Source organism: Gandjariella thermophila (genome assembly GCF_005405885.1).
Classification (GTDB): Bacteria; Actinomycetota; Actinomycetes; order Mycobacteriales; family Pseudonocardiaceae; genus Gandjariella; species Gandjariella thermophila.
The window spans coordinates 66,962-92,630 of the sequence record NZ_BJFL01000016.1 but is presented as its reverse complement, the minus strand read 5'-3'; the positions used below and the strand labels follow the sequence as shown (position 1 = coordinate 92,630).

28 protein-coding genes and 1 pseudogene are annotated in these 25,669 nt (G+C 73.5%); 20 read left to right on the top strand and 9 right to left on the bottom strand.

The window, feature by feature from the left end; genetic code table 11:
• The first annotated feature begins 95 nt into the window (after positions 1–95).
• From FFT21_RS16400 to FFT21_RS16375, 6 genes and pseudogenes are all read left to right on the top strand, one after another.
• Complete coding sequence (locus FFT21_RS16400) at positions 96–1,058, top strand: MBL fold metallo-hydrolase (RefSeq protein WP_137814744.1); 963 nt, start codon at positions 96–98, stop codon at positions 1,056–1,058.
• 175 nt (positions 1,059–1,233) lie between these two features.
• A pseudogene (locus FFT21_RS16395) lies at positions 1,234–2,867 on the top strand (FAD-dependent monooxygenase).
• A 132-nt stretch (positions 2,868–2,999) separates the two neighbouring features.
• Positions 3,000–4,253, top strand: a complete 1,254-nt coding sequence (locus tag FFT21_RS16390) for a four-carbon acid sugar kinase family protein (protein WP_137814743.1) — start codon at positions 3,000–3,002, stop codon at positions 4,251–4,253.
• The gene (gene pdxA / locus FFT21_RS16385) at positions 4,250–5,284 is read left to right on the top strand and encodes a 4-hydroxythreonine-4-phosphate dehydrogenase PdxA (RefSeq protein WP_137814742.1); all 1,035 of its coding nucleotides are present in this window, start codon (positions 4,250–4,252) and stop codon (positions 5,282–5,284) included. The genes FFT21_RS16390 and pdxA overlap by 4 nt, the downstream gene beginning before the upstream one ends.
• A 101-nt stretch (positions 5,285–5,385) precedes the next feature.
• Positions 5,386–6,696, top strand: coding sequence for an MFS transporter (locus FFT21_RS16380; RefSeq protein WP_137814741.1), 1,311 nt, complete (start codon positions 5,386–5,388; stop codon positions 6,694–6,696).
• Positions 6,697–6,705: 9 nt separating this feature from the next.
• Positions 6,706–7,482 carry a DeoR/GlpR family DNA-binding transcription regulator gene (locus FFT21_RS16375; protein ID WP_137814740.1) on the top strand — a complete coding sequence of 259 codons (777 nt, stop codon included), beginning with the start codon at positions 6,706–6,708 and terminating at the stop codon, positions 7,480–7,482.
• A gap of 30 nt (positions 7,483–7,512) precedes the next feature.
• Here FFT21_RS16375 and mftC read toward each other — a convergent pair whose 3' ends face one another.
• From mftC to mftR, 3 genes are all read right to left on the bottom strand, one after another.
• Positions 7,513–8,682 carry a mycofactocin radical SAM maturase gene (gene mftC / locus FFT21_RS16370; RefSeq protein WP_137814739.1) on the bottom strand — a complete coding sequence of 390 codons (1,170 nt, stop codon included), beginning with the start codon at positions 8,680–8,682 and terminating at the stop codon, positions 7,513–7,515.
• A 3-nt stretch (positions 8,683–8,685) separates the two neighbouring features.
• On the bottom strand, positions 8,686–8,796 hold the full coding sequence (mftA, locus tag FFT21_RS16365) for a mycofactocin precursor MftA (RefSeq protein WP_137814738.1): 111 nt from the start codon (positions 8,794–8,796) through the stop codon (positions 8,686–8,688).
• A gap of 92 nt (positions 8,797–8,888) precedes the next feature.
• Positions 8,889–9,521 carry a mycofactocin system transcriptional regulator MftR gene (gene mftR / locus FFT21_RS16360; protein ID WP_137814737.1) on the bottom strand — a complete coding sequence of 211 codons (633 nt, stop codon included), beginning with the start codon at positions 9,519–9,521 and terminating at the stop codon, positions 8,889–8,891.
• A 149-nt stretch (positions 9,522–9,670) separates the two neighbouring features.
• On the opposite strand from mftR, the gene mftB reads away from it, so the two are divergent.
• From mftB to FFT21_RS16335, 5 genes are all read left to right on the top strand, one after another.
• Positions 9,671–9,946 (top strand): mycofactocin biosynthesis chaperone MftB, encoded by a 276-nt coding sequence (mftB, locus tag FFT21_RS16355; protein ID WP_225978467.1) that lies wholly within the window; start codon positions 9,671–9,673, stop codon positions 9,944–9,946.
• Positions 9,946–10,731, top strand: a complete 786-nt coding sequence (locus FFT21_RS16350; RefSeq protein WP_137814772.1) for a mycofactocin-coupled SDR family oxidoreductase — start codon at positions 9,946–9,948, stop codon at positions 10,729–10,731. The genes mftB and FFT21_RS16350 overlap by 1 nt, the downstream gene beginning before the upstream one ends.
• Positions 10,728–12,113, top strand: a complete 1,386-nt coding sequence (gene mftF, locus FFT21_RS16345; protein ID WP_137814735.1) for a mycofactocin biosynthesis glycosyltransferase MftF — start codon at positions 10,728–10,730, stop codon at positions 12,111–12,113. The genes FFT21_RS16350 and mftF overlap by 4 nt, the downstream gene beginning before the upstream one ends.
• Positions 12,110–12,853: a mycofactocin biosynthesis peptidyl-dipeptidase MftE gene (gene mftE / locus FFT21_RS16340; RefSeq protein ID WP_137814734.1), complete on the top strand. Its 744-nt coding sequence runs from the start codon at positions 12,110–12,112 to the stop codon at positions 12,851–12,853. The genes mftF and mftE overlap by 4 nt, the downstream gene beginning before the upstream one ends.
• A 171-nt stretch (positions 12,854–13,024) precedes the next feature.
• On the top strand, positions 13,025–13,375 hold the full coding sequence (locus FFT21_RS16335) for a hypothetical protein (protein ID WP_137814733.1): 351 nt from the start codon (positions 13,025–13,027) through the stop codon (positions 13,373–13,375).
• A gap of 33 nt (positions 13,376–13,408) precedes the next feature.
• On the opposite strand, the gene FFT21_RS16330 is transcribed toward FFT21_RS16335, so the two are convergent.
• Positions 13,409–14,359 carry an NADP-dependent oxidoreductase gene (locus FFT21_RS16330; protein WP_225978466.1) on the bottom strand — a complete coding sequence of 317 codons (951 nt, stop codon included), beginning with the start codon at positions 14,357–14,359 and terminating at the stop codon, positions 13,409–13,411.
• Positions 14,360–14,694: 335 nt separating this feature from the next.
• Here FFT21_RS16330 and FFT21_RS16325 point away from each other — a divergent pair, with 335 nt between their 5' ends.
• Genes FFT21_RS16325 through FFT21_RS16310 form a run of 4 tightly spaced genes read left to right on the top strand, consistent with a single transcriptional unit; the run spans position 14,695 to position 18,223 of the window.
• Positions 14,695–15,339 (top strand): ABC transporter permease, encoded by a 645-nt coding sequence (locus tag FFT21_RS16325; protein WP_225978465.1) that lies wholly within the window; start codon positions 14,695–14,697, stop codon positions 15,337–15,339.
• A gap of 46 nt (positions 15,340–15,385) precedes the next feature.
• Positions 15,386–16,489 (top strand): ABC transporter ATP-binding protein, encoded by a 1,104-nt coding sequence (locus tag FFT21_RS16320; RefSeq protein WP_225978464.1) that lies wholly within the window; start codon positions 15,386–15,388, stop codon positions 16,487–16,489.
• A complete protein-coding gene (locus tag FFT21_RS16315; protein ID WP_137814731.1) occupies positions 16,486–17,241 on the top strand; it encodes an ABC transporter permease in 756 nt (251 codons plus the stop codon). Before FFT21_RS16320 ends, FFT21_RS16315 begins: the two co-directional genes overlap by 4 nt.
• 22 nt (positions 17,242–17,263) lie before the next feature.
• Complete coding sequence (locus tag FFT21_RS16310; protein ID WP_137814730.1) at positions 17,264–18,223, top strand: glycine betaine ABC transporter substrate-binding protein; 960 nt, start codon at positions 17,264–17,266, stop codon at positions 18,221–18,223.
• A 145-nt stretch (positions 18,224–18,368) separates the two neighbouring features.
• On the opposite strand, the gene FFT21_RS16305 is transcribed toward FFT21_RS16310, so the two are convergent.
• The 4 genes from FFT21_RS16305 to FFT21_RS16290 all read right to left on the bottom strand — a co-directional run bounded on the left by FFT21_RS16305 (position 18,369) and on the right by FFT21_RS16290 (position 21,541).
• Complete coding sequence (locus FFT21_RS16305) at positions 18,369–19,013, bottom strand: LamG-like jellyroll fold domain-containing protein (protein WP_225978463.1); 645 nt, start codon at positions 19,011–19,013, stop codon at positions 18,369–18,371.
• 130 nt (positions 19,014–19,143) lie between these two features.
• Positions 19,144–20,295, bottom strand: coding sequence for a right-handed parallel beta-helix repeat-containing protein (locus tag FFT21_RS16300; RefSeq protein WP_137814729.1), 1,152 nt, complete (start codon positions 20,293–20,295; stop codon positions 19,144–19,146).
• 210 nt (positions 20,296–20,505) lie between these two features.
• Entirely contained in the window at positions 20,506–20,679 is a 174-nt protein-coding gene (locus FFT21_RS16295; RefSeq protein WP_137814728.1) for a DUF397 domain-containing protein, read from the bottom strand.
• Positions 20,651–21,541, bottom strand: a complete 891-nt coding sequence (locus tag FFT21_RS16290) for a helix-turn-helix domain-containing protein (RefSeq protein ID WP_137814727.1) — start codon at positions 21,539–21,541, stop codon at positions 20,651–20,653. Before FFT21_RS16290 ends, FFT21_RS16295 begins: the two co-directional genes overlap by 29 nt.
• Before the next feature lie 177 nt (positions 21,542–21,718).
• Between FFT21_RS16290 and FFT21_RS16285 the strand changes: the two genes are divergently transcribed.
• Positions 21,719–21,919: a hypothetical protein gene (locus FFT21_RS16285; RefSeq protein ID WP_137814726.1), complete on the top strand. Its 201-nt coding sequence runs from the start codon at positions 21,719–21,721 to the stop codon at positions 21,917–21,919.
• 1 nt (position 21,920) lies between these two features.
• Positions 21,921–22,136: a hypothetical protein gene (locus FFT21_RS16280; RefSeq protein WP_137814725.1), complete on the top strand. Its 216-nt coding sequence runs from the start codon at positions 21,921–21,923 to the stop codon at positions 22,134–22,136.
• A gap of 177 nt (positions 22,137–22,313) precedes the next feature.
• Here FFT21_RS16280 and FFT21_RS16275 read toward each other — a convergent pair whose 3' ends face one another.
• Positions 22,314–23,231, bottom strand: coding sequence for a DUF2961 domain-containing protein (locus FFT21_RS16275; protein WP_192909571.1), 918 nt, complete (start codon positions 23,229–23,231; stop codon positions 22,314–22,316).
• Between the two features lie 224 nt (positions 23,232–23,455).
• On the opposite strand from FFT21_RS16275, the gene FFT21_RS16270 reads away from it, so the two are divergent.
• From FFT21_RS16270 to FFT21_RS16260, 3 genes are read left to right on the top strand one after another with little or no spacing between them, the layout of a single operon-like run.
• The gene (locus tag FFT21_RS16270; protein ID WP_137814723.1) at positions 23,456–24,058 is read left to right on the top strand and encodes a ferric reductase-like transmembrane domain-containing protein; all 603 of its coding nucleotides are present in this window, start codon (positions 23,456–23,458) and stop codon (positions 24,056–24,058) included.
• A gap of 3 nt (positions 24,059–24,061) precedes the next feature.
• On the top strand, positions 24,062–24,400 hold the full coding sequence (locus tag FFT21_RS29790; RefSeq protein ID WP_225978461.1) for a ferredoxin: 339 nt from the start codon (positions 24,062–24,064) through the stop codon (positions 24,398–24,400).
• Complete coding sequence (locus FFT21_RS16260; RefSeq protein ID WP_192909570.1) at positions 24,397–25,647, top strand: NAD(P)/FAD-dependent oxidoreductase; 1,251 nt, start codon at positions 24,397–24,399, stop codon at positions 25,645–25,647. Before FFT21_RS29790 ends, FFT21_RS16260 begins: the two co-directional genes overlap by 4 nt.
• Positions 25,648–25,669 lie beyond the last annotated feature (22 nt).

Below are 25,669 nucleotides of genomic sequence, written 5' to 3'. Positions count from 1 at the left end.
AGGTAGCAGCGAGCTCGTGTGTTCCGCTCCCAGGTAACGCGCGTTACGGTGGCCGATGATCCGGTGAGCGCCTTGCCGAAAGCGGAGGTGGCATCGTGGCCACGAAGCCGTTCGCGTCCTCGGCCGACCTGACCGAGAAGCGGCAGGAACTGGAGATCCTCGGCGACGGCGTGTACGCGCTGACCGCCGAGGGCGACCCGAACGTGGGCGCGATCGAGGGCGAGGACTTCCTGGTCTGCTTCGAGGCGCTGGCCACCCCGGTGGCCGCCCGGGAGTGGCTGGCCCGGCTGCGCGAGCACACCGACAAGCCGGTGCGGTACCTGGTCCTGTCGCACTACCACGCCGTGCGGGTGCTGGGCGCGAGCGCCTTCGACGCCGAGGTGATCATCGCGCACGACAACACCCGCGCACTGATCGCCGAGCGTGGCAAGGAGGACTGGGAATCCGAGTACGGCCGGATGCCCCGGCTGTTCAAGGAGCCCGCGTCGATTCCCGGGCTGACCTGGCCCACGCTGACCTTCTCCGACCGGGTGACCATCGACCTCGGCGGGGAGCGCGGCGAGGTGCACCTGCGGTACCTGGGCCGCGGGCACACCGAGGGCGACATCGTAGCCTGGTTGCCGAAGCAGCGGGTGCTCTTCGCCGGCGACCTGGTGGAGGCGCAGGCCGCGCTGTACACCGGGGACGCCTTCCACCGCGAGTGGGCGACGTCCACTCTGGACAACGTGGCGGCGCTCGGCGCGGAGGCGCTGGTCGGCGGGCGTGGCGCGGTGGCCCGCGGCCGGGCCGCGGTGGACGCCGCGATCGAGCAGACCCGGCACTTCCTCGAGGTGATGCTGCGCGAGGTCGGCGCGGTGCACGAGCGCGGCGGCACGCTCAGGGAGGCGTTCCGGGCGGCGCACGCCGCGCTGGTCGACCGCTACGGGGGCTGGCCGATCTTCGAGCACTGCATGCCCTTCGACGTGGCCCGGCTGTGGGACGAACTGTCCGGTGTGGAGCGTCCGGTGATCTGGACGGCGCAGCGCGACCGCGAGGTCTGGGACCAGCTACAGGACTGACAGTCCGTTCCGAAGCCGGAGGGATCTGTGATGAGGACCCCGGGAACGCGCCAGGGCGAAGCCCCGCGATCGCGGCGGGGCTCGCAGCGGGTGCGGTCGGCATGTCCATGGCAGCGCCACGCACCGGCGACCCGATCGCGGCGCGCGTTCCGGAACACGCACTGATGGCCCTGCGATGCGGGTGAACCAGGCGCCTGGCCGGGTCGCGGTGGTGGGCAACGGACCGGTCGGGCAGACGACCGCGCTGCTGCTGGCCCGCTGGGGTGTCCCGGTGGTGCTGCTGGACTCGCGGCCGGCCCGGGACCCGGTCGGTTCCAAGGCGATCTGCCAGCAGCGGGACGTGCTGGACATCTGGGCGTCGGTCGGCGCCGGCCGGCGGATCGCCGCCGAGGGCGTCACCTGGACCACCGCCCGCACCTTCTACCGGGACCGCGAACTGCTCCGTATCACGCTGCCGGACCCGGGGCGTTCCGCGTTCCCCCGTTCGTCAACATCTCGCAGTCCCGCACCGAGCAACTGCTGGACGAGCGGATCGCGGCGCAACCCCTGATCGACGTCCGCTGGAACCACCGGGTCACCGGCATCGCCCAGCACCCGCGGGGCGTGACGTTGACCTGCGAGACACCGGCGGGCGCCGCCTGCGTCGACGTGGACTACGCGGTGGCCTGCGCCGGGGCCCGGGGCGAGGACGTGCGCGGAATGCTCGGGGTGACCTTCGGCGGCCACTCCTTCGACGACCGGTTCCTCATCTGCGACATCCGCGCGCGGCTGCCGGGTTGGGCGAACGAGCGCCGGTTCTACTTCGACCCGGCGTGGAACCCCGGCCGGCAGGTGCTCATCCACCCGTGCCCCGACTCGACGTTCCGGATCGACTGGCAGGTGCCGGCCGACTACGACCTGGCCGACGAGGCCGCGACCGGTGCGCTCGACCGCCGCATCCGCGCGATCGTCGGCGAGACGCCGTACGAGGTGGTATGGCGCTCGGTGTACCGGTTCCACTCCCGGATCGCGGACCGCATGCGGGTCGGGCGGGTGCTGCTCGCCGGCGACTGTGCGCACCTGTTCTCCCCGTTCGGCGCGCGTGGGCTCAACTCCGGCGTGGCCGACGCGGAGAACGCCGCGTGGAAGCTGGCCTACGTGCTGCGCGGCTGGGCCGGTGCGGAACTGCTGGAGAGCTACCACACCGAGCGGCACGCCGCCGCGGAGGAGAACCTGGAGGTCACCACCGCGACGATGAACTTCCTGGTGCCGGCCACCGAGGACCAGCGGCGCACCCGCCTGGACGTGCTGGCCCGCGCCGCCACCGACCCGGCTGCCCGCGCGCGGGTGGACTCCGGCCGGCTGGCCGAGCCGTTCTGGTACGTGGCCTCGCCGCTGACCAGCCCGGACGGTTCGCGACCGTTCGCCGGTCGACCGCCGCGCGGCACCGTGCCACCGGCCGGCCCCGGGATCATCGTCCCGGACGCGCCGATCTCCCTCGCCGGCTCGGCGGCCACCCGGCTACGCGAGATCGCCCGGGACGGGTTCCTGCTGCTGGCCATGCCCGGCGTCGACCCGGCCGCCGCCCGGCTGGCCGCCGGGGCGGCCGGCGGCCCGGTGCGGCTGCGGGAGATCGCCGCGGTCGACGCCACCGGCGCGCTGCGCCAGGCCCTCGACGCCCGCCCCGGTGAACTGTGGGTGATCCGGCCGGACGCCCACGTCGCCGCGGTGCTCACCGAGCCGGGCCGGGCGGACGTGGCGCGGGCCCTGCGCCGCGCGGTCGGTGCCGCCCGGCTCGAGCGGCGGGACCCCGAAACGACCGTGCGCTGACCCGCTGGCGCCGGTGGCCGTGCGGTGGCCGCCGCGTGTTCCCCGGTTGCGCAGTTGGAGCAACTTAGTTGCGCACACTGCTCGATGCTCTTACGCTGCCGGGGCATCACCGCCAACGGCAGGGAGGCACCGATGCCTCGGGTTCTGGTCATCGGGGACGACCTCACCGGGAGCAACGCGACCGGAGCGAGGTTCGCCCGGGCCGGCCTGCGCACGATCTCGGTGACCGGGATCGAGCGGGTGCCCTGCGCCCGTGACGCCGACGTCGTGGTGGTGAACCTGGGCACCAGGCACGCCGCGCCCGAGCGGGCGAGGGCGCTGGTATGCCGGGCCGCCGCCGCGGCGCGCGGCGCGCGGCTACTCGTCAAGCGCGTGGACACCACCCTGCGCGGCAACGTCGGCGCGGAGGTGGACGCGCTGCTCGACACGCTGGAACTCGGCACCCGCGCACTGGTGGTTCCCGCGTTCCCGGACGCCGGCCGGACCACCGTGGGCGGGCTGCACCTGGTGGCCGGGGTGCCGCTGGCGGAAACCTTCGCCGCGCGCGACCCGCTGGCCCCGGTGCGCCACTCCCGGGTGGCCACCGTGCTGCGGCGCGGGACGGACCGGCCGATCGCCGAACTGCCGCTGGACGTCGTCGAGCAGGGCACCGGCGCGGTCGCCGAGCGCCTGGCCGCCTCGGAAGCACCGCTGGTGGTCTGCGACGCGACCACCAACGCCCACCTGGCCACGATCGCCGAGGCGGCCGCACGGGTACGGGCCGAGCGGGGCACCCGCTGGGTGTCGGTGGACAGCGGGCCGTTCGCGGTGCGGCTGGCCGCCGCCCTCGGCATCGGGCCGGGCGTGCCGGCGGCCCCGCCGGTGCTCGCCGTGGTCGGCAGCATCACGGCCACGACGCACCACCAGATCCTGGAGACCGAGCAGGCCCTCGGCGCCCGCTACGTCGACGTGCCGCCCGACCTGCTCGATCCGCGCGCCATCGCCGACCGCGTCACCGCGCTGCTGGGCACGGGCGGGCGGGTGGTCGGCATCCGCGCCTGCCCGCCCGCGCCGGGCGAGCGGCCGGACCCGACGGTCGCCGCCCGCATTCCCGGTGTGCTGGCCAAGGCGACCGCACTCCTGCTCGGCGAGCACCGGTTCGCCGGCCTGTACGCCACCGGCGGCGACGTCGCCCAGGCCGTCACCGAGGCGCTGGCGAGCGACGGGTTCGCCATCGACACCGAGGTGCTGCCGCTGGCCGTGGCGGGGCGGCTGGTCGGCGGTCCGCACGACGGTCTGGCCTTCGCCACGAAGGGCGGGCTGATCGGCGACGAGACCGCGGCCGTCGCCTGCCTGGAACACCTGATCACCACGACTGCCCGAGGAGAGAGAGGGACCGCTCCGTGAGCACCGCATCAACCCGCCCGATCCTGGCCGTGACCCTCGGCGACCCCGTGGGTATCGGCCCGGAGATCACCGCCCGCGCGCTCGCCGAACCGGAGGCCACCGACATCGCCCGGCCGCTGGCGGTCGGCGACGCCGTGGCGCTGCGCCGCGCGGTGCAGGTGTGCGGGCTCGATGTCCGGGTCAACCCCGTCCGATCAGTCGCCGAGGCACGGTTCAGCCCGGGCGTGATCGACGTGCTGGACCTGGGCATCGCCCCGGCGGATCTGCCGTGGGGCCGGGTCGACGGCACCGCGGGCCGGTCCGCGGTCGCCGCGATCGAGGCCGCGACCCGGGCGGCGCTCGACGGCGAGGTGGACGCGATCGTCACCGCACCGATCAACAAGGAGGCCATCTGGGCGGCGGGTTCGAAACACCTCGGGCACACCGAGATGCTCGGCGAACTGACCGGCTCCACCCGGTTCAACACCATGTTCTGGGTGCGCGGCCTGAAGATCTTCTTCGCCACCCGCCACCTGTCGCTGCGCGAGGCGCTGGAGCGGATCACCGCGCCGAACATGGAGCATGCGATCCGCGAGGCCTACACCGCGTTGCAGGTCTTCGGCACCCGGGAGCCGCGGCTCGCGGTGGCCGCGCTCAACCCGCACGGCGGCGAGGGCGGCAGGTTCGGCGACGAGGAGATCGTCGCGATCACCCCGGCCGTGGAGAAGGCCCGTGCGGACGGGCTCGACGTGGTCGGCCCGATCCCCGCCGACTCGGTGTTCCACCAGGGGCTACAGGGCCGGTACGACGGGGTGCTGTCGCTCTACCACGACCAGGGGCACATCGCCTCGAAGACGGTGGACTTCAACGGCACCGTGTCGGTGACGGTCGGGTTGCCAATCCTGCGCACCTCGGTAGACCACGGCACCGCGTTCGACATCGCCGGCACCGGCCAGGCCGATCCGGGCACGATGCGCGCCGCGTTCCGGGCGGCCGTCGAACTCTCCCCGTTCGCCGGCCGGCTGCGCGAGGTCTACCCGCCGACCGCCTGACGATCCGACCGTCCGAACAGGAGTGTCCACAAGCGCCGCAAGCCCGCGGCATCCGGCCCGACCACGCGCGGCCGGCAGGCTGGCGCAAGGAAGGAGTGTCCATGAGCGACGGATCTGCCGCGGCGGCGGCTCCGGCGAAGCGATGGGCGTACGTCATCCCGGTCGCCGCGGTGATGTACATGCTCGCCTACATCGACCGCACCAACGTGGCGCTGATCCTGCCCTACGTCGGCAAGGAGTTGCCGCTCTCGGCGAGCGCGAAGGGGTTCGCCAGCGGGATCTTCTTCGTCGGCTACCTGCTGCTGCAGATTCCCGGTGCGGTGCTGGCCGCCCGGTGGAGCGCCCGCAAGACGGTGCTACTGCTGATGCTCGCGTGGTCGCTGGCCGCGATGGCCTGCGGCCTGGTGCACAGCGAGATCCAGCTGCACGTCGCCCGCTTCGTACTCGGCGTGTTCGAGGGCGGGGTGTGGCCGGCGGTGCTGATCCTGCTCGCCTCCTGGTTCCCGCAGCGGGAACGGGCCAGGGCCAACGCGCTGTGGATGGCCTGCCTGCCGGTCTCGGCGGTGGTCATGTCGCCGCTGTCCGGCTGGATGCTCGGCGCGATGTCGTGGCGGTGGGTGTTCGTCATCCAGGGGCTGCCGCCGCTGCTCTGGGCCGTGGTGTGGTGGTTCGCGGTGGCCGACCGGCCCGCCCAGGCGAAGTGGATCTCGCCGGCGGAGCGGGAGTACGTTGAGGGCACGCTGGCCCGGGAGGAGGCGGAGAAGCCGAAGGCGGCGCAGGAGAGCTACGGCCGGGCGCTGCGCGACCGCACCGTGCTGCTGCTGGTCGCCGTCTACTTCTGCTGGATCAGCGGGTTCTACGGGTTCTCGCTGTGGCTGCCCTCGGTGGTCAAGAAGATGACCGGGAACGGCTCGCCCGGCCTGGTCGGCTGGCTCACCGCGATCCCCTACCTGGTCGCGTTCGTCAGCATGGTGGGCGTCGCGCTCTGGTCCGACCGCACCGGCAACCGCCGGCTCGCGCTGGCCGTCCCGCTGCTGGTGAGTGCCGCCGCGCTGCTGGTCGGCCAGCTCACGCACGGTTCGGCGGTGGCGCAGATGGCGTTGCTGTGTGTGGTTGCCGCCGGCGTGTACGCGCCGTACGGGCCGTTCTGGGCGATCCCGAGCACGGTGCTGCGGTTCGAGGTGGTCGCGGTCGCGCTGGGACTGATCAACGCGCTGGGCAACCTCGGCGGCTTCGCCGGCCCGTACCTGGTCGGCTGGCTCACCGATCTGACCGGCAGCAGCGCGGCCGGCTTCCTGGTGCTCGCCGGGTTGCTGGTGGCCGCCGCCCTGATCACCGTGCTGGGCGTCCGGCCGGCCGGACGGCCGAGCGAGTCACCCGCGCCGGCGGGGCGGCTCACGGCCCGGTCGTAGGGTGATCCGGTGACCGTCCCTCGCCACACCACCCGCCAGCGGCGCACCCTGCTCCTCGCCGCCGTCCGCGGCGGCGAGGGCAGCATCCAGCAGCTCGCCGAGCAGTTCGCGGTGTCCCCCTCGACCATCCGGCGGGACCTCGCCGAGCTGGCCCGCGCCGGGCACGTCATCCGCACCTACGGCGGGGCCCTGGACACGGCGCACAGCGTGGAACGCACCCTGCGAGAGAAGGACGCGCTGCACGCCGAGGAGAAGGACGCGGTCGCCCGGGCCGCCGCCGAGCTGGTCGGGGAGGGCGAGGTGGTGCTGCTGGACGCCGGCACGACCACCGGCCGGCTGGCCCGCCACCTCGCCGACCGGGCCGGCGTGACCGTGGTGACCAACGGGCTGTCCGTGCTGCTCGCGCTCGCGGACAGCCCGGAGGTCGAGGTGGTCGTGCTCGGTGGCCGGCTGCGTCACCCGAACGAGGCGATCCTCGGTGCCTCGGTCGAGCAGCAGCTCCGGCACATCCAGCCGGACCGGGTGTTCCTCGGCACCGACGGCCTCACCGCGGGACGTGGCCTGTGCTCGCCCACCCTGGAGCAGGCGCAGCTCAAGTACGCCATGCTGCACGCCGGGCGGGAGGCCTACGTGCTGGTCGACCACTCCAAGCTGGGGCAGGCGCCGTTCTCCTACTGGACACCGCTGGATCGGCAGCACACCGTGGTGGTCGACGGCGGGCGGCCGGAGGCGCTCCGGCCGTTCCGCACCGCCGAGTGCTGCTCGCTGCGCGTTGTCTCGCCGTGACCCCGGCCCTGACCCCGGCCGGGGCCGGGGTCAGGGCCGGAAGCCGGCCAGCGGGCTGGTGTCACAGGCCCGGTCCGGGACGCCGGCCCGGGCGGTCGGCATGCCCAGCGGCACGGGGGTGCGGCGCGAGTGGTCCTTGTCCGGCCGGGGCGCGGCACCGGCGAGCGCCAGGGCCCGTTCGCCGTTGCCCTTCACGCACTCCGGGTCCGGGCCGGAAAGCGGCAGGCCGGTGAAGAACTTCGCCGCCATGCACCCGCCCCGGCAGGAGTCGTAGGCCGAGCAGGAGGTGCACGCGCCGCCGGTCTGCGGCTGCCGCAGCCGTGCGAACAGCTCCGATTCCCGCCACACCGCGGTGAAACCGCCCGGGTCGCGCACGTTGCCGGCGAGGAACTCGTCGTGGATGGCGAACGGGCAGGCGTACACGTCGCCAACCGGGTCGATCAGGCACACCACCCGGCCCGCGCCGCACAGGTTCAGCCCGGGCAGCGGCGTCGAGCCGAGGGCGTTGAGGTGGAAGAACGAGTCGCCGGTGAGCACGTTCTCGCCGTGCTCGAGCAACCACTCGTACAGCCGGCGCTGCTGCTCCGCGGTGGGATGCAGCTCGTCCCACACGTCCGCGCCCCGCCCGGACGGCCGCAGCCGGGTGATCCGCAGCTGGGCGCCGAACTTCTCGGCGATCCGCCGGAACTCGTCGAGCTGCCCGATGTTGTGCCGGGTCGCCACCACGGACAGCTTGAACCCGCTGAACCCGGCCTCGGCGAGGTACTCCATGGCCCGCCAGGCCGTCGCGAACGATCCCGGGCCGCGGACCGCGTCGTTGACCTCCTCGGTCGCACCGTCCAGGGAGACCTGCACGTCGACGTAGTCGGTGCCGGCCAGCCATGCGGCGCGCGAGCGAGTCAACCGCACCCCGTTGGTGGAGAACTTCACCCCCACCTGGTGCGCGACCGCGTAGTCCACCAGGTCCCAGAAGTCCCGCCGCACCGTCGGCTCGCCGCCGCCGATGTTCACGTAGAACACCTGCATCCGCTGCAGCTCGTCGATCACCGCCTGGCACTCGGCGGTGGACAGCTCCCGCGGATCCCGCCGGCCCGACGAGGACAGGCAGTGCGCGCACGCCAGGTTGCACGCGTAGGTCAGCTCCCAGGTCAGGCAGATCGGCGCGGCCAGACCGTGCTGGAAATGGTCGACCAGCTTCATGACTCAGTACACGCCGCACATGCCGTCGATCGACACGTCCTCGACCAGCAGGTCCTCCTCCACCGGGTCGGTGTCCGGGACGGTCGGGGTCGCGGTGGTCCGGTCCTCGCTCATGGCGTCCACTCCTCGTCAAGTCGCCGGGGCATGACCGTTCGCACGGTAGTGGCACTGGGTGCCCAAATGGAAGGGGCGATGCGCTGAACCGATCAGCGAAGCGAACCCGCGAACCCGGCGGCCAGTTCCCGCATGGCCGCGTCCAGCAGGGCGCCCAGGTCGGCGTCCTCGTCGCGCAGCCACTGCTCGTAGGCGGCGACAGCGACGCCGAGCGTGGCGTAGGCGATCGCCTGCGGCGCGAGCGCGTCCGCCGGCTGGCCCAGCCGCCGGCCGACGAACTCGGCGATCACCGCCCGCCAGGCGGCGTACCGCAGGGTGGAGTGCGCCTGCAGCGCGGGCACCCGGAGGATCAGTTCCATCCGGCGCCGGTGCCATGGGACCTCGGCCGGGTCGACCCGGTTGAAGTCCAGCAGCGCCTCGCGGATCGCGTCCATCAGCGGCGTCTCCGCCGGGCGGCTCCGCAGGAAGGCCCGCAGCCGGTCCAGATGCTCGTCGAACGCGCCCCAGGCGATGTCGTTCTTGGAGGGGAAGTACCGGAAGAACGTGCGCCGGCCGATCCCCGCGGCGCGGGCGATGTCGTCGATGGTGGTCCGGTCGAAGCCGCGGGCGGCGAACAGGTCGAACGCCACGTGCTCGAGTTCGGCGCGCGAGGTGACGGGCCGACGCCCGGACCGGCGGGCCTGCGGTACCGGCGTGCCGGCGTCCGCCTCCACGCTCGTCGCCATGACCCCTTCCCTTCGGCACCGAGTGCCAATACTGTCGGGGGCGACGTTTGCCCCCGTCACCTACCCGGAGTGTGTCATGGCCCAGGAGCGGAACCGGGCGGCGGAGCCCGAGGTGGTCCAGGATGAGGTCGCCATCGGCGGGGTGTGCGGTGCCCGCTGAGCCCACACCGTTCGACCCGGCCGCGCGCTACCGGCTGAGCCCGAGCGTGGCGCTGCGGCCGGAGCCGTTCGGCGCGCTCGCCTACCACTTCGGCAACCGGCGGCTGTCCTTCCTCAAGGCGCCCGAACTGGTGAGGCTGGTGCGCGACCTCGACCGGCACGCGTGCGTGCACGACGCCCTGGCCGGCCTGCCCGAGTCCCGGCGCGCCGCCTACCTGCGCGCCCTCGCCTCGCTGGCGGCCAGCGACATGATCGTTCCGGCGTGATGGGCGGGCGGGTCGCGGTGGTCACCGGCGCGGCGCGGGGCATCGGCGCGGCGGTGCTGCACCAGCTCGCCGGGCAGGGCTGGCGGGTGGTCGCCGTGGACGTGTGCGCCGACCTGCCGGGCGTCGGCTACCCGCTGGGCAGCGTGGAGCAGCTTCGGGCGGTGGCCGCGCGGTGGCCGGGCACGGTGCGCCCGGTGGTCGCGGACGTGCGCGACGCCGGCGCGCTGGCCGGCGCGGTGGAGCTGGCCGAGCGGGAGTTCGGTGGGCTGGACGCGGCGGTCGCCGCGGCCGCGGTGATGGCCGGCGGCCGGCCGCTGTGGGAGACCACCGACCCGGAGTGGGACGCGCTGTTCGAGGTCGGCGTACGCGGCGTGACCAACCTGGCCAGGGCGGCGGTGCCGGCGCTGCTGCGCCGCCCCGCGCCGAGGTCCGGCCGGTTCGTCGCGCTCGCCTCGGCCGCCGCCCACCGCGGGCTGTGGCACCTGGCCGGCTACAACGCGGCCAAGCACGCCGTGGTCGGGCTGATCCGCGGGCTGGCCACCGACCTACGCGGCACCGGGATCACCGCCACCGCCGTCTCCCCCGGCTCCACCCGGACCGACATGCTCACCGCCACCGCCGGCCTGTACGACCTGCCGGACGTCGAGGAGTTCGCCCGGCATCAACTGGTGGAGCGGCTACTGGAACCGGAGGAGGTGGCCGCCGCGGTGTGCTGGCTGTGCGGCGAGGCGTCGTCCGCGGTCACCGGCACCGTGGTGCACGCCGACGGGGGGTTCACCGCATGACGCCCGGCGACGCGGCGGAGCTGCGGCTGGTCCCGGACGCGGGGACACGGAGCTGGGCCGGCGGGCGGGTGCTGGTCGGCGGCGCGCCGCTGCGCGTGCTGCGGCTCACCGAGTCCGGCGCTCGGCTGGTCGGCGGCTGGCTGGCCGGGGAACCGGTGTCCCCGGCGCACCGCGCGCTGGCCAGCCGCCTGGTGCGCGCCGGCATCGCGCACCCCGCCTACGCCGGCGGCCGGCTCGGCCGCGGGGACGTCACCGTGGTGGTGCCGGTTCGCGACCGCGCGGTGGGCGACCTGCTCGCCGCGGTGGGCCCGGTCGCGGCGGTCGTCGTGGTGGACGACGGGTCCACCGTCGCTGTGCCCGGTGCGACCGTCCGGCACGACGTGGCGCGGGGTCCGGCCGCCGCGCGCAACGCCGGCTGGGCGCTGGCGACCACCGACCTGGTGGCCTTCCTGGACGCCGACGTGCTGCCCGAACCGGCCTGGCTGGACCCGCTGCTGCCGCACTTCGCTGATCCCGACGTGGCCGCGGTGGCACCCCGGGTGCGCAGCGTCCCCGGCCCCTCCGCGCTGGCCCGCTACGAGCGGCAACGGTCCGCTTTGGACCTCGGCGGCGCGCCCGCGCCGGTGCGGCCGGGCGGCCGGGTGAGCTACGTGCCGTCCGCCGCGCTGGTCGTGCGAGTGGCGGCGCTGCGCGAGCACGGCGGTTTCGACGAGCGGCTGCGGTTCGGCGAGGACGTCGACCTGGTGTGGCGGCTGGTGGCCGCCGGGGCGCAGGTCCGCTACGAGCCGGCGGCGGTGGTCGGCCACGCGCCCCGCGACGGGCTCGGGGGGTTCCTGCGGCAGCGTTTCGACTACGGCACCTCGGCCGCACCCCTCGGGCAGCGGCACGGCCGGGCGGTGGCCCCGGTCCGGATGGCGCCGTGGAGCGCGCTGGCGTGGGCCGCCGTCGCCGCCGGCCGCCCGCTGGCCGGTGTCGGCGTCGCGGCGGTCACCGCGGCGCTGCTGCCCCGCCGGCTCGGCCGGGTGGGCGTGCCGGCCCGGGAGTCGGTGCGGTTCGCCTGCCTCGGCCACCTCGGCGCCGGCCGGTTGCTGGCCGGCGCGGCGACCCGGGCGTGGTGGCCGGTCGCGGTGCCGCTGCTCGCGGCGACCCGCCGGGGCCGGTGGCTGCTCGCCGCCGCCCTCGGCCGGCACCTGGTCGAGTGGTACCGCCGGCGCCCGCCGGTGGATCCGGTGCGCTGGTGGCTGCTGCGGGTGGCCGACGACCTCGCCTACGGCGCCGGGGTGTGGTGGGGCGCGCTGCGCCGGCGCACCCTCGCCCCGCTGCTACCCGACCTGGCCGACTGGCCGGGCCGCGGAGGCGTCGACGCCGGGACGGCCCCATGAGACCGCCGCGCCGGCTGGCCGAGCTGACCTGGCCGGAGATCGCCGGCATCGCCGGGCGCAGCGTGCTCGCCGTGCCGCTGGGCGCCACCGAGCAGCACGGGCCGCACCTGCCGTTCACTGTGGACACCGAGGTGGCCGCGGCGCTGGCCGACCGGCTCGCCGCGGCCCGCCCGTGGGTGGTGGTCGCTCCCCCGGTTCCCTACGGCGCCAGCGGCGAGCACGCCGGTTTTCCGGGCACCCTGTCCATCGGGCGGCACGCCACCGAGACGCTGCTGGTGGAACTGGCCCGCTCCGCGGACGCCTTCGCCGGGGTGCTGCTGGTCTGCGGGCACGGCGGCAACGCGGACCCGCTGCGCCGCGCCGTGGGCCGGTTGCGCGGCGAGGGCCGCCGGGTGCGCGCCTGGTCACCTCGCTGGTCCACATCGGACAGCCACGCCGGCGGCGCGGAGACCGCGGCGATGCTCGCGCTCCGGCCGGGCGCGGTGCGCCGCGACCGTGCCGAACCCGGGGTGACCCGGCCGCTGGCGGAGGTGCTGCCCGCGCTGCGCGAGTCCGGAGTGCGGGCGGTGAGCGGGAACGGCGTGCTCGGCGACCCCACCGGCGCGTCCGCCGCCGAGGGAGCCCGGTTACTCGCCCGCTGGGCCGACGATCTGGTCGCCGCCGCGGACCGCTGGCGCCCGGGCGACTGGCCCGCCGCGGCCGCCGATCCGCCCGGGGCGCCTGCCCGGGATCCGGGGTAGCCGCCCGGCCATGACCCGCGAGGTCATCGCCAGGCGCCCGGCCCCGCCCTACCGTCATCGGTGAGAGTTCCGCCCGGCCAGCGCCGCACACGTGCACCGGCGCGTGTGGACACCGGCGAACCGCGGTCGCCGGCCGGCACCGGGCGGCCCCGCACCGGAGAGGCGGTCACGATGGCACCACGCCGAGCCCCGTCGGGCGGCCCTCGCCGCCAGCATCGCCTGCTGCGCCTGGTCCTCCGGCTCGACCAGGCGGGTTCCGCCGCGTTCATCGTGGTCGCGCTGGCGGCCGCGCCGTTGCTGGGCCTGCTGGCCGCGTTCCCCGCCGCGCGGTGGGCGCTGGGTGTGCTGTTCATCGGCTACGCGGTGGCGCTGGCCGCCCTGGGGGTGTGCATGGCCTACGGCCTGTCCCGGTCGATGTGCCGGGGCGAGGATCTGCCCGCCGGGATGTGGGTTTCGCTGCTGATGTTCCGCCCCGCGGAAGGGGACACGTCGCCCCGCCGCCCGCGGCCGCCGCCCCGGTGATCTCGGTGCCGCCGAGATCACCGGAGGTGGCCGTCACGCCGCGACCTCAATGACGATCTTGCCCCGCCGGTGCGTGTGCTCCAGCGCCTCGTAGGCGGCGCGCGTCTCGGCCAGCGGCACGATCTGGTCCACCACGGGCGCGAGCTGGCCGCTTTCGATCAGCCGGGTGATCTGCCGCAGGTGCTCGCGGTTGGGCTCGACGATGAAGAACACGCCGCGGGCCCGATGCGCGTCCGCCTCCCGGGAGTCGATCGGCTCGGCCAGGCTGACCAGCACCCCACCCCGGCGCAGCACACTCCAGGACCGCCGCTGTGTCTCCCCGCCGACGATGTCGAGGACCGCGTCCATGTCGCGAACGTGCTCCTCGAACCGCTGGGTCCGGTGGTCGATGACCTCCGCGGCGCCGAGGTCGGCGACGAACCCGGCGTCCATGGCGGACGCCGTCGCGATGACCCGCGCACCGAGGGCGGCGGCGATCTGGACCGCGAAGGAGCCGACCCCGCCGGCCGCGCCGTGGATGAGCACGTGCTGTCCCGGCCGCAGGCCGGCATGCACCACCAGTGCCTGCCATGCGGTCAGCGCGGCAAGCGGCACGGCCGCCGCGGCCGGGTAGTCGAGGTTCACCGGCTTGGCGGCGAGGATGTCCGCGGGCAGGCTGACGTACTCGGCGGCCGCGCCGTCGTGGGTGAACGGGATCAGCCCGTAGACGGCGTCCCCGATTCCGACCCCTGCCACACCGGGTCCGGCGTCCGCGACCACGCCCGCGACCTCATGCGAGGGAATGACCGGGAGCCGGGCGTGGCCGGTGCCGTCGAAACTGTCGGTCCACGTCGCTTCCCAGCGCAGTTCGTTGGCCGTCACCGACGCGGCTCGAACCGCGAGCAGCACCTCCCCCGGTCCCGGCTCCGGTCGTGGCGCGTCCTCGTAGACGAGCACCTCGGGTCCGCCCCGGGCGTGTGCCCGGACCGCATGCATGCTGCGCATCGCCATCACCTCCCGACCGGACCGTAGGCAGCGCGTGCGCGCCGGCCCCAGGGCAGGAAGACCCAGGTCCGGATGGTCCGCCTACGGCCTGTCCGTGGCCGCCGCGTCGCCCCCTACGGCCGGGCGGCGGGGGGCAGGAGCGTCCCCGCACCGCCGTTCGTAGCCGTGAGGTTGCCGATCTCGTCACCCGTTTGGCGGCCATGGGCCTTTCGCCGCGCTGGCGATCACGCAAAGATCGGGTTCGTGCCGACCACCGTGCCACGCCCCGAACGAGGCGCCCACCCAGCCACCGCCCCGGTCACCCGTCGACCCCGACCACGACCGGCGGTACGCGGGTGAGCTTCGCCGACTACCTCGGGCAACGGTGGCCCGTGATCGGGGTGCTGGCGGTGCAGCACGCCGAGATGGTGCTGATCGCGGTGGCCGTCGCGGCCGCCATCGGGGTGGGCGTCGGGATCGTGGTTGAGGGCCACCCGCGCGCCAGCCGGGTGGCCCTCAACATCACCGGCACGATGCTCACCATCCCGTCCTTCGCGCTGTTCGGCCTGCTCATCCCGGTGCTCGGGCTGGGAGCGCCGCCGGCCATCGCCGCGCTGGTGCTCTACGCGATCTTCCCGGTCCTGCGGAACACCGTCACCGGGCTGGCCTCGGTGCCCGGCGCGGTCGAGGACGCGGCCCGCGGCATGGGTCTGAGCCGCTGGGCCCGGCTGCGGCTGGTGCGGCTGCCGCTGGCCTGGCCGGTGGTGCTCACCGGTGTGCGGGTGGCCACGATCATGACCGTGGCCATCGCCGCCATCGCGGCCGGGGTCAGCGGCCCGGGCCTGGGCCAGCTCATCTTCGGCGGCCTGGCCCGCATCGGCGGTGCCAACGCGCTGAACGACGCCCTCGCCGGAACGCTGGGCGTCGCCGTCCTGGCGCTCGCGCTGGACCTGCTCTTCGTCGCGCTGTCCCGGCTGACCACCTCGCGGGGGCTGGGGTGAGGGGCGCCCCGATCGCGGTCGCGCGCGAACTCCCGGAGAACAAGCCATGATCAGCGGCGACGTGATGATCCGCCTCGACCGGGTCAGCAAGCACTATCCCGGCCAGCCCGCGCCCGCGGTGGCCGAGCTGTCCCTGGACGTCCCGGCCGGCGAGATCGTGGTGCTGCTCGGCCCGTCCGGCTGCGGCAAGACCACCACCCTGCGGCTGATCAACCGGCTGATCGAGCCCAGTGCGGGGCGCATCCTCGTCGACGGCGAGGACGTCACCCGGGTCGACCCGGACCGGCTGCGCCGCCGCATCGGCTACGTCATCCAGCAGGTCGGGCTGTTCCCGCACATGACCGTCGCGGAGAACATCGGTCTCGTTCCGCGCGCACTCGGCTGGGACAGGGCGCGCATCCGGGCGCGCGTGGACGAGTTGCTGGACCTGGTCGGCCTGAGTCCCGAGACCTACCGGCGCCGCTACCCCAAACACCTCTCCGGCGGGGAGCAGCAACGCGTCGGCGTGGCTCGCGCCCTGGCCGCCGACCCGCCGGTGATGCTGATGGACGAGCCGTTCGGGGCGATCGACCCGATCACCCGGGAGCGGTTGCAGGACGAGTTGCTGGACCTGCAGGCCCGGATCCGCAAGACCATCGTGCTGGTCACCCACGACGTGGCCGAGGCGGTCAAGCTGGGCGACCGCATCGCCCTGTTCGAGCCGCACGCTCGGCTGGCCCAGTACGACCGGCCGGCGGCGATCCTCGCCGAGCCGGCCAACGACTTCGTCGCCTCCTTCGTCGGTTCCGGCGCGGCGCTGCGCGGGCTGCGGCTGGAGCGGGTCGGTGCCCTCGCGCTGGAACCGGTGGAGGTGGTCCGTCCCGGTGCCGCCGCGGTGGACCGGTCGGCGCGCGCGGTGCTGCTGGACGACGCCGGGCGACCGGTGCGCTGGGCGTCCGCGGGCAGCCGGGGCGCCGCCGGCGTCGCCGTGGTGCGGACCGAGGACAGCGTGTACGACGCGCTGGACGCGATGGTGCGGGCCCGCGACGACGCCGCCCTCGTTCTTGACGCGCACGGCGACCCGGTGGGCGCGCTGTCCTGGTCGACCGTGGTGCGCCGGCACCCCGCCGGGGACTCCAGCCCCGCGCCGTCGTTCGGGGATGCCCGATGACCCTGACCGCCCAGCGGGAGGAGAGCACCCGGCTGTCCGCGCTCGGGGTGCTGACCACACCGGCGCTCGTCGTGGTGGCCGGGGCGGCGCTGCTGGCGTACCTGCGCGGCCAGCCGTTGGACGCCATCGAGCGGCGGTCGATCAACGTCCAGGTCGTCCTCGCCCGCCTCACCGAGCACCTGGAACTCGTCGGGCTGTCCACCCTGCTGGTGATCGCCATCGCGGTGCCGCTCGGCGTGCTCCTCACCCGGCCGCGGCTGCGCCGGCTGATCCCGGCGGTGCTCGCGGTGGCCAACATCGGCCAGGCCGTGCCCACCATCGGGGTGCTGGTGCTGCTCGCGGTGGTGGTCGGCATCGGGACTCGGGAGGCGCTGGTCGCGCTGGTGCTGTGCTCCGCGCTGCCGGTACTGCGCAACACCATGGTCGGCCTGCAGGGCATCGACCGGGCGCTCATCGACGCCGGCCGGGGCATCGGCCTGAGCAGGGCCACCGTGCTGCTGCGGGTCGAGCTTCCGCTCGCCGTCCCGGTCATGCTCGCCGGCCTGCGCGTCGCGCTCATCCTGAACGTGGGCAGCGCGACGCTGGCCACCTTCACCAACGCCGGCGGGCTGGGCGATCTGATCAACACCGGGATCGTGCTCAACCGCACCCCGATCCTGCTCACCGGCAGTGTGTTGACCGCACTCCTGGCGCTGACGATCGACTGGCTCGTCAGCCTCGCCGAACACGTCCTGCGCCCCCGTGGTCTGTAGCGCCCCCGTGAGGAGAGCCGACATGCGCATCCGCCCGCTCCGCGCCGCCGTCGCGGCGCTCGCACTCGCCGCCACGGCGGCCTGCTCGCTGAACGCCAACCCGACCACCTCGGCCAAGCCCGGCAGCCTGGCCGCCGGCGTCTCGCTGAAGGGAGCCACGTTCACGGTCGGGTCCAAGGAGTTCACCGAGCAACTGGTGCTCTGCCACATCACCAGCCTGGCGCTGCAGTCGGCCGGGGCGACCGTCCGGGAGAAGTGCGGGCTGTCCGGCAGCGACACCACCCGCACCGCGCTCACCTCCGGCAGCATCGACATGTACTGGGAGTACACCGGCACCGCGTGGATCAACTACCTCAAGCACACCGACCCGATCCCGGACGCCGCACGGCAGTACCAGGCCGTCGCGCAGCAGGACCTGGCCGCGAACCACGTGCGGTGGCTGGACGCGTCGCCGGCGAACAACACCTACGCGATCGCGGTGAAGGCCAGCACCGCGAGGGAGTTGGGTGTCAGCACGCTCTCCGACTACGCCCGGCTGACGCACACCGACCCGGCCAAGGCGTCGCTGTGCGCGGCCAGCGAGTTCCTCGGTCGCAACGACGGGCTGCCCGGCCTGGAGCGGGCGTACGGGTTCACCGTCACGCCGGCCAACCTGGCCGAGGGCGCCATCTACAACGCGGTCGCCAACAACAACCCGTGCAACTTCGGCGAGGCGGACACCACCGACGGGCGCATCAGCGGGCTCGGCCTGACCGTGCTCACCGACGACCGGAACTTCTTCCCGATCTACAACCCCGCGCTCACCCTCCGGGAGGACGTGTACCAGGCCCACCCCGACCTGGCGAAGATCGCCAACCCGATCGCCGCGGCGCTGACCACGGATGTGCTGCAACAGCTCAACGCCGCCGTCGACATCAAGGGCCAGGACCCGGCCCAGGTCGCGCAGACCTGGTTGCAGGACAAGGGTTTCGTCGGTCGCTGACCGCCCGCGTGCCACCCGGTCACAGCGCGACGGTGAGTAGTTCGGCGAGTTCCCCTTCGGTGGGCATGCGCGGCGTGTCCGCCGCCCTGTCCAGTCCGCCGTGACGCGGCCGCCGGGCAGCATCCCGGCGGCCGCGCGCCGGCCACTACTTGTGCCAGAAGTGGACGTCGCTCCAGGTGACGCTGATGTCGCCGTGGCCGCTGCTGGTCTGGTACGCGCCGAACTTGTCGTAGAACTCGCCGTCCGGCGCGTTGTCGTCGGTGTAGGCGAGTTCTCCGTTGATGTAGACCCGGAAGCTGTGTGCCGCGACGTCATGCACGGTGTTGACCCGAACTGTCGCGCCCACCGTGGCCACGCCGTCGGCGATGGTGGTGCCGCCCTCCACGCTGTACAGCCGCCCGGTGTGGTCGACGGCGAGCATGAAGTACGGGCCGGCGTCGCCGTTGAAGGTCTGCTTCAGGCTGATCCGGTCCCCGCCCATGCTGTTGATCGTGAACGTGCCGGCGAACTGCCGCACCCCGGTCGAGTAGTTCTTCCCGTCACCGGCGTAGTCGTGGTAGCGCCGTTCCGCACGCGGAGCGCCGTTGCTGCACGCGTCGAAGGTCTGCACGGCGGGCAGCGTGAAGGTGAGCCCCTCCGCCTGGCCTCCGGCGCACTCCTGGACATCGAAGGCCGGCGAGTCCTCGACCCAGCCACCGGACTCGACGGGGGTTGCGGCGGATGCGCTGGGCGCCGCCCATAACAGCGCGGCGATGGCCAGCACGCAGGCGAGCAGTGAGTATCTCCGCACAGTCCAGCCTCCTCGAAACTGTTGATCCGTGGCGGCTGGCGTCCGGGAGTGTAGCGACCTTCGCGGTGCCGGCACAACGCACGGCGGGCCGGTGCGGAACGCGTGGCATTCCGCGCCGGCCCGCCGGCGGTCAGCCGATGCAGCCGGCCGGCACGACGGCGCTGCCGGCGCAGTTGGTGGGAACGTTGCCGGCGACCAGGCTCGCGGTCAGCGTCAGGGTGCCGGAGTTGTTGATGCCGCCCGGTGCGGTGCTCGCCCGGTTCACCACCACGGCGGTGTTGAACAGATCGGCGGTGCCGGTGTTGGTGATGCCGCCGCCCTGGGCACCGGGGCCGGCCGCGGAGTTACCGGCGATCTGGCCCTGGTGGATGGTGGCGGCGTTGGCGTTGAACAGCCCGCCGCCCTGGGCGCCGAGGCCGGTGGCGGTGTTGTTGGTCAGCGCGGTCCGGTTGACGGTGAGCGTGCTGCCCCCGGTGTTGCTGACACCGCCGCCCTGGGCGTTCGGCCCGGTGGCGACGTTGCCGGCCACCACGCTGTGGTCCAGGCCAAGCTGCCCGTTGAAGCTGAAGATCCCGCCACCCTGGGCCGGTTCGGTGGCGCCGTTTGCCGTGTTGGCGGCGACGGTGGCGTCGGTGAGCGTGGCGTTGCCGAGGTTGGCCAGGCCGCCGCCCGCGCTGGCGGTGTTGCCGGAGACCCGGCTGTTGCTGATGGTCAGCGTGCCGTTGTTGGCCAGGCCGCCGCCGCGCTGGTTGGCCCGGTTGCCGATGATCGCGCTGTTGGTGACGTGCACGGTGCCGGCGTTGTTGCCGATCCCGCCGGAGAAGTCGGCGGTGTTGTTGCGGATCGTGCTGAGGTCCAGCACGTCGAGGGCGCCGCCGGGCTGCACGGCGATGCCGCCGCCGGAGCTGGTCGGCAGGCTTCCGCCGCTGATGGTGAGCCGGTCGATGGTGAGGTGGCCGCTACCGAGAACCTCGGCGATGCGGAAGTCGGTTCCCGACGACCGGACGATGGCGGCGTTGTTGCCGAAGATGGTTACCGGCCCCTGGATGGGCGGCAGGCCGTCGTCCGTCAGGCCGAACGGGGCGGTGAGAATGTAGGGGCAGCCGGGGGTGAGCACCAGCGTGCCGCCGGCCGGGTTGTTCACCGCGTTGATCGCCGCGATCAGCGCGGCGGCGTTGCACGGCACCGGGGGCTGGGCGGCGGCGAGCCCTGGCAGGCCGGCCATGCCGGCGACCAGCATCGCCGCGCCGGCCAGTGCTCTGGCGAGATGGACGGGGCGCACGGTTCCTCCTCGTGACCAGGTCGGGACGGATCTCCCTGGCCATCGGCGGCGCCGCGCGCTCGCGTGATGGTCGACACCCGAAGATTCCGGCGGCTCACCGGTTCGAGCCGGCGAAATCCCTCCGTAGACGGACCATCGCTTGACGCGGCCCGGCACGCACGCGTCGGCCCCGGACCCGTGCGGGCCCGGGGGCCGACGTGTCGTGCCGGGTCAGCGGTCGAAGCGGCCTTCCTTGACCGCGCGGAGGAACGCGGCCACGTCGACGCGCAGCGCCGGCCCGGCCGGGTTCTTGGAGTCACGCACCGCGTCGAGCGTGTGGGACACCTCGACGCAGGCGCCGTTTGTTTGGCTGTAGCTAGACTTGCGCCAGCGGGGACCGATCATCTGTTTCACCTTCTAGTTTGGTCGCCACCTTGTCGATGAGGCTCAGCGACTCGTCGGGACCTAACGCGAGAGCGGAAATCGTGTCAATGGCTCTCCGGTACGCCGAGACGTCGTGCTCGGTGGGTACGAACGCCCCGGAGCTGTAATGTTCGAAGTAGACCACGGCCGGCGACTTGGGAAAGTCGTAGAGGATGAACGGGCCGTTCCAGCCCGGGTGCCAGCCGACCCGCAGCGGCACCACCCGCACGGTGATGTTCGGGCGCTGCGCCATATCGATGAGGTGCCGAAGCTGGTCGATCAGCACCTCGGTGGAGCCGAGTACCTCGTGCAGGCCGACCTCGCAGATCAGCGCGAGGAACTCGGTGGGATTGCGCCGCCGCGTGATCACCTCGCTGCGGCTGGCGTTCACCATGACGCGTAGCTCGATGTCGTTGTCCGAGAAGCCATCCGTTCTGGCAGCCGCACGCCGGTAGTCGTAGGTCTGCAGCAGCCCCGGTATGCCCATCGGGATCCACTCGGTGATCTTCGAGGCGGCCCGCTCGCACTCGACCACGCCGGCCAGTTGCGCCGGGATGCCCTCGACGCCCGCGGTGAGCCAGTTACGCTCCCGCACGTTCCGCGCCAATTCGAGTATTCGTTCCCGCTCGTCCGGCAGCGTGCCGAGCGCGGCAAGAACCATCGCCACGTTCTCGGTGTTCGGAATCCGGCGGCCGTTCTCCCAGAGCGAGATCTGCGTGTGGGAGATGTTCAGGCGGCGCGCGAGGGCCGTTACACCCAGGCCGCTGGCCTCGCGAGCCTCCCGCAGCGCCGCCGCCAATGCCCTGGCACGCGGCGTACCTGCTGTTTCACCCACGAACCACATCCTAACTGGGCACGTCATCGACGTTCACCCGATCGAACTAGTTGCGGTGCTTTTCCGCAACGAGGGACGGTTTCGTAACGAGAGATCCCGTTCCGGCGCGATCAGCAGTCTAGGCACTTCGGGAGGTCACGGGTGAGTGATCGTGCGCGTCCGCCAGCCATTCCCTCGGCGCCGCCGGTGCCGAGCACACGCGCGCTCGCGGTGTGGCTGCGCGAGGCCGAGTGGGTGCTGGCCGACGCCGCCCACCGGCTGCCCGCCGGGCACTACGGCACGGCGGAGCAGGCCGCGCTCGCCGACGTGCTCGACCGGTTGGCCCACGCCGTCCGCCTGCACGCCGGGTTGGTGGTATCCGTGGTCAGCCACGCCGTGGAGCCCTGACATGGGATTACACCACCGGGACAACCACGGCTGGGGAATTCCCGTGCACCACATCATCGACCGCATCGCCGCCGAGGGCCTGCCGATCCGGCTGGCGTGGCCGAGCGGCGACATTTCCGCGCCGGTCGGTTGGTCCACGGACGACTGCCCGACCGGTTACCTGCCGCGAATCGGCGAGGAAAGCCCGGCGCCGTGGCAGGCCAGAACCACGGCCTGAGGCTCCTCCTGGCGGGGCTGAGAAAGGCGCCGCCAGGGGTCGAGACACCGCCGGAGCGAGAAAGTGAGGTGATGCCGTCCACGCAAGCTTCCTGACAGCCAACGAGTGATCACCTGCTCGGAGCCCCGGTCTGCCTTCCCGGGGGTTCCGAGCCGGACCAGTGGCACCGGCGCGGTCCTACTGGTAGTACAGCACGCACCAGCACACGGTGTCGCCGGTGGTGCAGGCGGGCTCGGTCTCCGCCCGCATCACCGCGGAACTCTGGAACGGCACGCCGCCCCACTTGCTCCACAGGTCGGTGGCCATGCCCACGGCGTGCGGCTGCTGGGCGGGTCGGTCGGTGCCCACGTAGCTGTGCACGCTGGTGCCGTAGTCCTTCCAGCCGTTGAAGTACCACGCCGAGTCGAACCAGTCCTCGGTGCCGGTCGAGACGATCTGCGGGCTGGCCTCGCCGTCAACCTGGATGGAGATGTCGCGTTCCAGCCACGAGTCGTTGGCCGCGTCGACGCCGCCGACCTGGGAGTGGTAGACGATCCAACCCGGCCCGCCGCGGATGTCGGCGAGCGTGGTGACGTCGGTGGCCGAGCGCCGGACGGCCTGGTCGACGTAACGGGCGCCCTGCTGGCGCAGCCGCTTGCCGTTCGCCTCGTCGGTCGCGGTGAGCGCGTAGGTCGCCATCGAGTAGATGTTGGCCTGCTGGGTCGTGCTCGGGTTGTAGTACGCGATCCGGATGCGCGCGCCGAACGGCATCGGAAAGGTGATCAGGAAGCCGGTGTCGTCGGTGTTCGAGTTGATCTCGACGTGCACGTGCGGCGTGGAGTGCGACCCGTACGCGGAGCCGGCACCCCAGTGCGTGGCCAGCAGCGTGCCGAAGTCGATGTCGATCGCGGTGGAGGCCGACCCGTCGTAGTAGACGCGCAGCCGCGCGTCCAGCGCCGGCATGTTGCCACCACCCAGCGCCATCCACAGCGACACCACGTTTCCCGGGCCAGCGACGTCCAGCAGAGGGTACTCGCTCCGGTACCCGACCACGACGTTCTCCACCCTGGCGATGCGGAGCTTCTCCTGCCGGAGCCCGGCCAACGGGTTCGCCACACTGACCCCCCTCGTCACGGGTTGGTCACCACCGGCGCGACGCGGCGCTCGCCGGTGGCTGATCCACATGTACCAACGATCACCCGTCTCCGCCATTCGGCCGTTCGGGTCACAGGCCCGGGTCCGGCCATGGTGAACCGCGGTCGGCGCCGCACACGTATCCCGGGATGTCCCCGACCGGGAAGGGGTGGCCCGTGTCCGCACTGCTCTCCGCAGGACCACTGATGACCGCGACCACGGCGGCGGCCGACGCCGACACCGCCGCCGCCCACGACGCCGGGGTGCTGGACCTGGCGACGTCGGCCGGCTACCTGACCTACGGCCTGATGGCGTTGACCGTGTGCTTCGGCATGCTGACCACCACCGGCTGGGCCCGGCACGCCGTCAAGCGGCAGACCCTCTACGGCGCGCACATGATGCTCGCGATCATGACGCTGACCTCCGGTGTGCTGCACGGCCTGTCGTTCACCTTCCAGCAGACCGAGACGTTCACCTACCTGACCGCGTTCGTGCCGTTCCTTGGCGGCGGCGGGATGGACGTCGCGCTGGGCACCATGGCCCTGGAACTGGGCATCGTCGTGGCGGTGTCGGTGTGGGCGCAGCGCCTCCTCGGCTACCGGCGCTGGCACATGCTGCACTACGCCGCCTACGCGGCGTTCGGGCTGGCGCTGGCGCACGCCTTCGTGATGTCCCAGGACGTCCAGGCCTTCGCCGGCATCGGCGTCCTCGTCGTCGGCGCGGCGGGCGCGGTCGGCCTGATGTTCCTGCTGCGGTTGCTGCCGGCCACCCGCGCCGTGGGCACCCGCATCGCCCCCCAGGAGGTGTGACCCGTGACCACGTACGCCGCGCCGGCGAGTGCCCCCACCCGCTATCGTCCCCGGCACGCCGCGCCGGAACCCGAGCCCGAGCCCGAGCCCATCGACCCGCCGGCTCCCGCGACGGCCCCGCCGCCGCTGCTGCCGAAGGGGCGGGTGCACGTGGACGTGAACAACAACCACTGCAAGCTGTTCGCGATCTGCCAGCAGGAGGCGCCGGACGTGTTCGAGCTCGGGCCGGACGGTCGGCTGCGGTACCGCGCGCATCCCCGCGCCGAGCACACCGAGCGGGTGGTGCAGGCGGCGCGGTGCTGCCCGATGCAGGCGATCACTCTGACGCACCGCTCGGCGTGACCGGCCCGGACCGCATCGTCGTCGTCGGCGCGGGTCTGGCCGGGCTGTCCGCCGCCGAGCGGCTGCGCGAGCACGGCTGGGACGGCGAGCTGGTGATCGTCGGCGACGAGCCACACCGCCCCTACAACCGCACGCCGCTGTCCAAGGAGTTGCTCACCGGCGACCGGCAGCCGGCGGAGCTGCGGCTGCGCTGCCACACCGAGCTGGACGCGGTGTGGCGGACCGGCACCGAGGTGCGCGGCGTGGACCTGCGCCGCCGGGTACTGGCCCTGCCGCACGGCGAGCGGCTGGACTTCGACGGCCTGGTCATCGCCACCGGCGCCGAGGCGCGGCACCTGCCGGGCGCGCCGACGGCCTCGCCGCGGGTGCACCTGCTGCGCACCGTGGACGACGCCCGCGCCCTCGACGTCAGCCTGGCCACCGCCCGCCGCCTGGTCGTCGTCGGCGGCGGCTTCATCGGCTGCGAGCTGGCCTCCACCGCGCGGGAGCGCGCCCTGGACGTCAGCATCGTGGCGTCCGCGCCGACCCTGCTCGCCCGCCCGCTCGGCGACGAACTCGGCGAGTACGCCACCGAGCTGCACCGGCGCCACGGCGTGCGCCTGTACCTGGACAACGCGGTCGCCGAGTGGAGCGAGAGCCGGCGCGGGATCACCCTGCGGCTGCGGGGCGGTGAGCGGCTGCGCGCGGACACCGTGGTCATCGGGATCGGTGCGGTGCCCCGCGCCGACTGGCTGGCCGGCAACGGGCTGGACCTCTCCGACGGCGTGGCCTGCACACCCACCTGCCACGTGCTCGGCCCGCACCGCCGGCCGCTGGACGGGATCGTCGCCGCCGGTGACGTGGCCCGGTGGCCGAACCTGCGCATCGACCCGGTGCCCCGCCGGGTGGAGCACTGGCTGAACGCGATCGAGATGGGCCAGCACGCGGCGACCGCGCTGCTCACCGGGCCGCGCGGCGTCGACCCGTTCACGCCGGTGCCGCGCTTCTGGTCGCACCAGCACGGGGTGCGCATCCAGAGCGTCGGCATGCCCGGCCTGGGGGGTGATTTGCGCGTGCTGGACGGGTCGATGCGAAGCGGCCGGTTCGTCGCCGGGTTCCTCCGGCCGCACTACCGCACCGGCCAGGAGGTGCTGCTCGGTGCGGTCGCCTTCGACGCCCCGCGCGCGCTGCTGCGCTACCGCGACCACATCAACCGGCCGCTGCCCGGTGACCTGGCCGTCGAGGAACCCGCCGCCGTGTCCGCCTGAGCCACGGCGCAGCTACCCACTT